Annotated in this window: 8 protein-coding genes; 1 reads left to right on the top strand and 7 read right to left on the bottom strand. The window is 70.0% G+C overall.

The window, feature by feature from the left end; all coding sequences use genetic code 11:
• Positions 1-37: 37 nt before the first annotated feature.
• The 7 genes from ACWGPE_RS18150 to ACWGPE_RS18180 form a co-directional block, all read right to left on the bottom strand.
• Entirely contained in the window at positions 38-1,297 is a 1,260-nt protein-coding gene (locus ACWGPE_RS18150; protein ID WP_452049211.1) for an AI-2E family transporter, read from the bottom strand.
• A complete protein-coding gene (locus ACWGPE_RS18155) occupies positions 1,275-2,459 on the bottom strand; it encodes an AI-2E family transporter (RefSeq protein ID WP_275507044.1) in 1,185 nt (394 codons plus the stop codon). Before ACWGPE_RS18155 ends, ACWGPE_RS18150 begins: the two co-directional genes overlap by 23 nt.
• Positions 2,460-3,131, bottom strand: coding sequence for a GAP family protein (locus ACWGPE_RS18160; RefSeq protein WP_231429478.1), 672 nt, complete (start codon positions 3,129-3,131; stop codon positions 2,460-2,462).
• Positions 3,132-3,160: 29 nt separating this feature from the next.
• Positions 3,161-4,102 (bottom strand): DUF1214 domain-containing protein, encoded by a 942-nt coding sequence (locus ACWGPE_RS18165; protein WP_231429476.1) that lies wholly within the window; start codon positions 4,100-4,102, stop codon positions 3,161-3,163.
• Positions 4,103-4,104: 2 nt separating this feature from the next.
• Positions 4,105-5,775 carry a SulP family inorganic anion transporter gene (locus ACWGPE_RS18170; RefSeq protein WP_275507046.1) on the bottom strand — a complete coding sequence of 557 codons (1,671 nt, stop codon included), beginning with the start codon at positions 5,773-5,775 and terminating at the stop codon, positions 4,105-4,107.
• On the bottom strand, positions 5,772-7,046 hold the full coding sequence (locus ACWGPE_RS18175) for an ion channel protein (protein ID WP_231429472.1): 1,275 nt from the start codon (positions 7,044-7,046) through the stop codon (positions 5,772-5,774). Before ACWGPE_RS18175 ends, ACWGPE_RS18170 begins: the two co-directional genes overlap by 4 nt.
• Before the next feature lie 86 nt (positions 7,047-7,132).
• Positions 7,133-7,936, bottom strand: coding sequence for a mechanosensitive ion channel family protein (locus tag ACWGPE_RS18180; protein ID WP_231429470.1), 804 nt, complete (start codon positions 7,934-7,936; stop codon positions 7,133-7,135).
• 253 nt (positions 7,937-8,189) lie between these two features.
• On the opposite strand from ACWGPE_RS18180, the gene ACWGPE_RS18185 reads away from it, so the two are divergent.
• Positions 8,190-8,582, top strand: coding sequence for an SHOCT domain-containing protein (locus ACWGPE_RS18185; protein ID WP_231429468.1), 393 nt, complete (start codon positions 8,190-8,192; stop codon positions 8,580-8,582).
• The last annotated feature ends 46 nt before the right edge of the window (positions 8,583-8,628 follow it).

Genomic DNA, 8,628 nt, shown 5'->3' on the forward strand with positions numbered 1-8,628 from the left:
CAGCTGCTCGCCGAGGCATCCGTTCGTTCGGGACCCGTCAGCGGGACGTGCCCGCGCTTCCGCCGTCGTCGTCGGGCGAGGGATCGCCCTCGGATCGAGCGGCCGCGTGCTCGTGCCGCTTCTCCTCGCGACGCTGCATGCGGGCGACCTTCGCCTCCGCGTCGATCTCGTCCATCTCGCGCTTCACGTCGTCGACCTCGCCGAGCGCCGGCAGCACCCAGCCGACCGACGGGTTCGAGTCGACGAGCAGCATGCGGACCAGGAGCGTGAGCGGAACGGCGAGGATCGCGCCCATCGGGCCGAGCACGACGGCCCACACGAGCACCGAGACGAACGTGAGCGACTGGCTGAGCGAGACCGCGTTGCCGACGACCTTCGGCTGGATGATCGACTGGATCACCGCGTTGATGAGGCCGTAGACGACGATCACCGCGACGACGGTCGGCCAGCCGCCGACGAGTGCGCCGAACACGAGCGGCGGCACGATCGCGATGAAGTAGCCGATGTTCGGGATGAAGCTGCACAGGAAGGAGAGCATGCCCCAGAGGGCCGCGCCCGGGATGCCCATGATCGCGAGCGCGAGCCAGTTCACGAGGCCCTGCGCGACGCCGAGCCCCGTCGTCGCGACCATGTACCGGCGGACGCCGCTGGCGAATCGCACGAGCCCCGTCGCGAGCTCGGGCCGCTTGCGGCCGATGCCCGCGACGACCGTCGGCACGTACGACGAGTCGAACGTGATGAGGATGAGCATCGTCAGCAGGATCACCGCGAACGAGATGAACCCCAGCGCCCCGCCGAGCAGGCTGCTGACGAGCCCGCTCAGCGCGCCGACGATCTTGCCCGGATCGAACGAGCTCATGAGGGCGTTGATCTGCTCCTGGCCGACGCCGAGGCTCGAGAGCCACTTCGACGCCGCCGTCGCCCACGACTCGAACTCGGGGGCGTACTCGGGCAGCAGCGTCGCGAACTGCGCGAACGAGATGACGAGCGCGAAGACGAAGCCGCCGAGCAGGAGGACGACGGTGAGCAGCACCAGGAGCGTCGCGATGCCCCGCGGAACGCCGCGCCGCTCGAGCCCGCGCCGCACGGGGTGCACGCAGATCACGAGCACGAGCGCGAGGAACACCGCCGAGAACACCGACCCGATCGCGGCGATGCCGAACAGGGTGATCACGAGGCCCGCGAACCCGAGCAGCATGAACGCGTTGCGGTGCGGCACCGGTGTCCCGGCGGTCATCGCGCCCTCGGCGTGCGCCTGATCGGTCTCCGCTGACTCATGCTTCTTGTTCCACCACATCGGATTCCTCCTGGCCTCGGGTACTACTCTCGGGCTCCGCCGCCCGCAGGTCATCATGCACGTCGCGTGAACCCGACGCCCGCAGCGAGTCCTCGCCCTCGCCGGTGAGGCGGCGCAGCGCGACGGCGCCGCGATCGGGCTCGAGCAGCAGGGCGCGCACGAGCAGCGACAGCGGCACCGACAGGATCGCGCCGATCGGCCCGATGACGAACGCCCAGAACACGACCGAGAAGAAGGTCAGCGTGAGGCTCAGGCCGACCGCGTCGCTCACGAACTTCGGCTGCACGAGCACCTGCAGCACGACGTTGATGACGCAGTAGATCGCGATGACCGCGAGCATGAGCGGCCACCCGCCGACGACGAGCGCGAGGATGGCGGGCGGGATGAGCCCGATGACGAACCCGATGTTCGGGATGAAGTTCGTGACGAACGCGAGGATCGCCCACACGGCCGGGATCGGCACGCCGACGGCCCACAGCAGCAGGCCGTCGAGCACGGCGACGATCGCACCGAACGTCGCGTTCACGACGTAGTAGCGCCGAACCCCCGTGAAGTAGCGGGTCGCGATGCGATCGGCGGTCGCGTTGCCGAACATCCACGCGGATGCCGCAGCCGACGCCGCACGGAAGCGCGCACCGTCGACGGCCATGAAGATCACGTATGCGAGCACGAAGAAGAACGCCGTCGCGAAGCCGAGCACCTGGTCGGCGACCCCGAGGGCGGCCTTGCCGATCGCGCCCGGGTCGAGCCATCCGAGTGCCGTCTGCGCCGACGGCGCGGAGAAGCCGAGGCCCTGCAGCCAGTCGGCCACGCCGCCGGCCGTGGCCTGCAGGTCGTCCGCGAGCTCGGGCAGCATCGCGACGAACTGGCCGACCGCGTAGACGAGCAGCACCGCGAGCACCGCGAGGATGAGGTACGCGACGACGATGACGGCCGTCGAGGCGAGCCAGACCGGCCACCCCGCACGTTCGAGCGGGCGCCGGACCGGGTACGCGATGATCACGACGACCGCGGCGAGCGCGGCGGGAGCGAGCAGGTCGCGGGCGAACCAGACGCCGACGAAGAGGACGACGGCCGCGGCGAGCGCGATGAGCACGCGGGAGCCGCGCCCGAACGCCCGCCCCGAGCCGTCCGTCGATGAGGTCGCGCCGTGCCCCGTCACTCAGAAGCTCCCGATTCCCTTGCCGATCATGACGACGCCGATCACGAGCAGCAGCACCGCCATGACGGCCGCGTTGTTGTGCACCAGCCACTTCCGCAGCGACTCGAGGGGGCCCGCCATCTGCTTCGACGCGAGCAGGTAGCCGATCACCGGGATCGCGACCGAGCACGCCGCGATGAGCACGAAGACGACGATCGCGATCGCCTGCTCGCCACCCGAGAGCCCGGCCGAACCGATCGCGACGCCCGCGCCGACGCCCATGATGAGGTTCTTCGGGTTGACCGCCGAGAGCAGGAAGCCGAGGCCGAGGCCCTTGCCGAACGTCATCTGGTCGATGGCCGACATCCACTTCGGCATCGCGGGCTCCTCGCCCGGCTTCGGCCGCGAGCGCCACTGCTTGACGGCGAGCAGCAGCAGGAGCGCACCGAGCAGCAGCTTGATGACGCCGGAGATCGGCTTCGAGTCGTCCGCGTCGGATTCGGGGATGACCGACGCGAGCAGCGTGAACGCGACGACCGCGACGACGATGCCGAGCACCCAGCCGATGAGGAAGCCGACGCTCGTGCCCTTCGCCTTCGGCGACAGGAGCATGAGGATCGCCGCGATGATCGGGATCGGGCTGATCGCGATTCCGACGGCGAGGGGGAGGATGTCTCCGATGACGCTGCCCATGGTGGTTGCTCCTGTCGTTCGGTGATCGATCAGACGGCGACGATCTCGGGAACCCGCCAGTTCGCGAGGTCGTCGAGTCGGGGACGGTAGAGCCGCACGAGGAGGTTCCAGCCCTCGGGCAGCGGGATGCGGTTCGGAGTCTCGTCGCCCCAGTCGCCGAGGTGGATCGTGGTCGTGCCGTCGTCGTTCTTCACCGCGAAGACGGAGTTGACGTTGGTGAGCCCGCTCGGCCCCGGCTCGAAGTAGCCGGCGCCGTTGTAGACGCTGAGCGACCAGAATGCGTCGGCGGGCACGTCGGCACCGAAGGTCATCGTGTACCGGCCGCGGGGCAGGCCCGGCTCGATGTTGAGGTACTGCGCCTCGTCGTCGGGCAGGCCGCCCCAGCCGAGGGCGGTTCCGACGAGATGGCGCACGGGGTCGACCTCGGAGGCCTTGCCGAAGCAGTGTGAGAGTCCGCCGATCGTCCGACCGAGGACCAGCAGGGCGTCGCGCACCTCGGTGTGCGAGGCCGTGTCGTAGTCGGGGGAGTCGAAGACGCGCTGCCCGGCCGCCTCGATCGTCAGCCCGTCCTGCAGGCGATGCACCTCGGCGAGGTCGGCCTCGCTCGCCGGGTCGAAGAGGATCCGGGCGGCGATCACGACGAGGTCGGTGCCGAACTCGGCGCGCGCGAGCTCGTAGCGCCCGGCCTCGTGGAAGACCCGGTTGATGTAGTGGTCCTGGTTGATCACCATCACCGAGAGGTAGCGGCCGGCGGTCTCGGGAATCGTCAGTGTCGCACCGTCCGCGATGTCGACGATCGCGACCGAGTAGAGCGTGTCGCGGTTCTGCCGGATCACGGGCTGCTGGTCGAGCGGCGAGAGCTCGCGGTCGTGATGGAACACGCCCAGCCCGCCGATGATCGGCAGCATGTTGCGGATCATGGTGTCGGTCTCGGCGCGCGTGAAGTTGTCGACGGTGACGGGTATGGGCATGTTCACTCCTGGTCGGTCGTGACGAGCGCGGCGATCGCGTCGCGGTTGGTCGGGTAGACGGCACGGTCGCCGAGCAGGCCGAGGTCGGCCAGGCGCACCCTGGTGCCGGGGCGCATTCGGCTGAACGTCAGATCGACGTGGTGCTCGTCGAGCCAGGCGAGCAGCGCCTCGAAGCTCTCGGCGCCGGTCACGTCGATGTCGGTCACGGCCTCCATGTCGATCACGACGTGGCGCACGGGTCCGTTGCCGGCCGCCGTCGCGCGGCGGACGGCCTTCTTGACGGCGTCGCTGAACACCGACCCGTTCGCGAAGAAGAGCGGCGCGGCGAGGCGCACGACGATGACGCCCGGCGCCGTGACGTGACCCTTCGGCGCCTCGTCGAGCAGCGAGTCACCGGGCTCGCCGCCCGCCTCGAGCACGTCGATCGCGGGGTTCGCGGCACGCTGGGCGAGATTGATGAGGGCGAGCACGAAGGCGACGAGGATGCCGGGGATCGCGCCGACGAAGAGGGTCGTGAGGAAACACGCCGCCCCGACGCCGAACTCGAACCGGTCGACCTTCCACAGGTCGACGAACTCGCGCACGCCGAGCAGCGGCAGGATCGCGACGCCGACGATCGCACCGATCGCCGGGGAGGGGATGTCGGCGAGCAACGCCGTGCCGAACAGGAGCAGCAACAGGGTGCCGACCGCGAGCACGAGCGAGGGCAGCTGCGTGCGCGAGCCCGCCTGGTCCATGGCCGCGGTGCGGGACGTCGACGAGCCGACGGCGAAGCTGCCCGAGGCTCCTGCGGCGATGTTCCCGAGGCCGAAGGCGAGGAGGTCGCGGTTGGGGTTCGTCGAGTACCCGTGCTTCTCGCCGTACGAACGGGAGACGAGCAGGCCCTCGGCCGTCGTCACGAGCGTCAGCGCCATCGCCGAGGGGATGAGCGCGAACCACATCGTCCAGTCGATGACCGGCCAGGTGAGCGTCGGCGGGCCGGCCGGCACCGCGCCGAGCACGTCGACGCCGGCGTCGTCGAGGTCGAGCACGTAGACGAGGATCGTGCTCACGATGAGCACGACGAGCGCCCACGGCACGGCCCGGAGGAACCGCTTGCCGAGGAGCAGCACCGCGACCGAGCCGACCGAGATCGCGACGGCGACGAGGTTCATCGTCGGCAGGCCCTCGATGAGCGCCGTGGTCTTCTCGATGAACTCTCCGCCCGACGGGATCTTGATGCCGAGCATCTTCGCGATCTGGCTGATGAGGATGTCGAGGGCGAGGCCGCCGACGAAGCCGACGAGGATCGGCTTCGAGAGGAAGTTCGCGAGGAACCCGAGCTTGAAGACGGCGAGCGCGATGAACATGACACCGCAGAGGATCGCCTGCGCGAGCGCGAGGGTCGCGTAGTTCTCGGCGTCGCCTGCGATGGCGAGCCCTCCGATCGAACTCGCGACGAGCGCCGCGGCCGCCGCGTCGGGCGAGGCGACGACCTGCCGACTCGACACGACGAGCGCATAGACGACGGTCGGCACGACGAGCGCGTAGAGACCGGCGGTCGGCGGCAGGCCCGCGATCTGCGCGTAGCCGATGTTGAGGGGGATCGCGATCGCGATGAGCGTGACGCCCGCGACGATCTCGCGGAGGACGTTGTGCCGGTCGAGGCCGACGAGCGGGCGGGCCACGGTCATGAGGCGACCTCCTTCGACGGCTCGGGGGCTTCGTGGGCGATGAACTCGGGCGCCTTCGTCACGACGAGCCACACCGGCAGCACGATCACGCAGAGCAGCGGCAGCACCGTCGTGTCGCCGACGATCGCGGCCCCGAGGAAGATGCCGATCCAGCCGTCGCGAGTGGCGACGAGCGTGATGCCGAGCACCGCGCAGGCGACCGAGAGCGAGATCGGGATGTCGGGCACGAGGTGGTACGCGAGCAGGCCGAGCGCCGTGCCGATGAACACGATGGGGAAGACGCGGCCGCCGCGGAATCCGGCGGCGGCGGCGATCACGAGGGCCACGAGCTTGACGGCGGCGAACAGGGCGAGCTGGCCGATCGAGAAGTCGTCGGGATTCGTGAGCAGTTCACCGGTCTCGTCGAGGCCCTTGAAGAGCGTGACCGGTCCGCCGATGATGCCGAGCACGCCGAGCAGCGCGCCGCCGAGCGTCGTGTAGATGAGGGGGTTCCGCATCGAGTGGAAGAAGCGGTGCAGGATCGGCAGCAGGTAGACGCCGATCAGGCCGACCACCGCAGCGACCACGGCGATGACGGTGCCGCTCAGGAGGTCGATCGCCTCGACGCCGTCCATCGGCTCGAGCGCGAATGCGAGCGACGAGCCGCCGAGCACGTGCATCGTGATGGCGCCCGCGCCGGCCGCGGCGAGCGGCAGGAAGAGCTTGTCCCACAGCGAGCCGCCGCCCCTGACGGCGGCGACCGCTCCGGTGAGCACGAGCGCGGCCGCGACCGGCGTGCCGAACAGCGCGCCGATCGTGGCGGCCATCGCGAGTGTCGCGGCGAGTCGGGTCGGGATCTTGGCGGCGACCTTCGCGAGCAGGGCGATCGTGAGCGCCGTGTTGATGCCGATGATCGGGTTCTCGGGGCCGAGGCTGACCCCGCCGGCGAGGCCGAGCACGACGACGAGCGCGAGCGAGGGCAGGGCCATGAGCTTCGGCGGCGGCGCATCGAGCTCGCCCAGCGCAGAGTCGGGCCCGCCGTGCCCCGGCAGCAGCCAGACGGCGGCCCCGACCGCGGCTCCGGTGAGCGTGAGCACCGTGAAGATCCAGATCGGGGCGTCGGGGCCGATGCCGATCGCGTCGGGCACGCTCTCCCAGATCACGCCGTGCAGCGACTCGGCCGCGAGGTCGAGCAGCCACAGCATGACCGCCGAGCCGATGCCGACCACGATCGTCGGGATCGCCAGGATCGCGAGGTCGCGCACCCTCGGTGCCTGTGGTGTCGCCGACACTCGCTCCCCCTCCTCGTGGACCGCGCGGGCCCTCGCCAGCAATCATGCCGTACGCGTGCCCCGCGGACTCGGCCGGTTCAGCCGTGTCAGAACTCCGTCGGCGCGACGAGCGGCGGGGGCGGCGGTTCGCTCGTCACGACGGCGCCGATCCCCCGTTCGGCGAGCGCGGTTGCGACGGAGTCGACGACGGCAGCCGTCACCGCGACGCCGTTGGCCGGATGATGCCAGAAGCGCACGCGGTACACCTCGCGGTCGGGCCCGATGGTGATCGGGCGCAACTGGATCGTCTCGCGGCGATGCACCCCGTGCGTGCCGCTCACCGCCTCGACGATGAGCTCGCGCGGCGTCCCGCTCGCGGCGGCGCGCACCTCGATCTCGCTGCGCCGGGCCCCGTGGGCCGAGTTGTTCGAGAACGCCTCGGTGAGCAGCTGCGAGTTCGGGAGGTGCACGGTGCGGCCGTCGTAGCTGCGCACGATCACCGACCGGCCGTTCAGCTCGGTGACGACGCCGACGACGTCGCCCACCTCGAGCTCGTCTCCCACCCCGACCGGATGCCTCGTCTGCAGCACCACGCTCGCCGCGAAGTTGTCGGCGATGCCCCGCAGCACGAAGACCAGCACGACCGCGACGACGAGGGCGATCGCGAGGATGGGCTGGACCGAGCCGCCGAGGAAGCTCAGCGCGATGCCGATGCCGATGAGCCACACCGTGTACCCGACGACGCGCTCGGCGAGCAGTCGCACCCCGTCGTCGAGGCTCGGCACACGCGCCATCGCCGCCCGCGCCCCCCTGCGGGAGAGCCGGGCCAGGATCCAGGTGGCCAGCAGGGTCACCACGATGCCGGCGATGCTCCAGCCGTTGATGTCGAGCGTCGACCACCACTCCGCCATGCTCATCCTCCCCCGGCGACGCTACCCGGCGAGCACGCCGAAGTCACTCACCGTCCGTCAGGATTCTTGCGCCCGAGCGCGTCGCGACGCGGAAATCCGCACGATTCCGGGCACGGTCGCGCTATTGTCATCGACAGGATGGTCTTCGGTCAGGGGGAGGCACCGCCTGCACAGGCGATGCCGTTACTGAGACGGGGCTTCCCGGCGTCGCATCCGGCGATGCCTCACCTCGTAATCGAAAGGCACGCAGCACATGAATTTCTGGAACAACTTCTGGGACCTGATCTGGTGGTTCTTCTGGGCGTTCGCGTTCATCGCCTACCTGTTCGCGCTCTTCGCGATCATCGGTGACCTGTTCCGCGACTCGAAGCTGAACGGCTGGGCGAAGGCGTTCTGGATCATCTTCCTGATCTTCGTCCCGTTCCTCACCGCGCTGATCTACCTGATCGCCCGCGGCAAGGGCATGGCCGAGCGCTCGGCGCGCGACGCCGAGGCAGCCCAGCAGGCCGCCGACGCCTACATCCGCCAGACCGCCGGCACCTCGGCGAGCGCGTCCGACGAGATCGCCAAGGCCAAGGCGCTGCTCGACGCCGGCACCATCACCCAGGCCGAGTACGACGCCCTCAAGGCGAAGGCGCTCGCGTAAGCGACAGCGCCCGACGTTCCGTCGAACGGGCCGGATGCCTCGTGGC

This window comes from Agromyces sp. NPDC055658, from assembly GCF_053618155.1.

What these genes read in the sequence shown, in the direction of transcription:
- ACWGPE_RS18150 (WP_452049211.1), bottom strand. Translation starts at nt 1,297, where the DNA reads ATGTGGTGGAACAAGAAGCATGAGTCAGCGGAGACCGATCAGGCGCAC.
- ACWGPE_RS18160 (WP_231429478.1), bottom strand. Translation starts at nt 3,131, where the DNA reads ATGGGCAGCGTCATCGGAGACATCCTCCCCCTCGCCGTCGGAATCGCG.
- ACWGPE_RS18165 (WP_231429476.1), bottom strand. Translation starts at nt 4,102, where the DNA reads ATGCCCATACCCGTCACCGTCGACAACTTCACGCGCGCCGAGACCGAC.
- ACWGPE_RS18170 (WP_275507046.1), bottom strand. Translation starts at nt 5,775, where the DNA reads ATGACCGTGGCCCGCCCGCTCGTCGGCCTCGACCGGCACAACGTCCTC.
- ACWGPE_RS18180 (WP_231429470.1), bottom strand. Translation starts at nt 7,936, where the DNA reads ATGGCGGAGTGGTGGTCGACGCTCGACATCAACGGCTGGAGCATCGCC.
- ACWGPE_RS18185 (WP_231429468.1), top strand. Translation starts at nt 8,190, where the DNA reads ATGAATTTCTGGAACAACTTCTGGGACCTGATCTGGTGGTTCTTCTGG.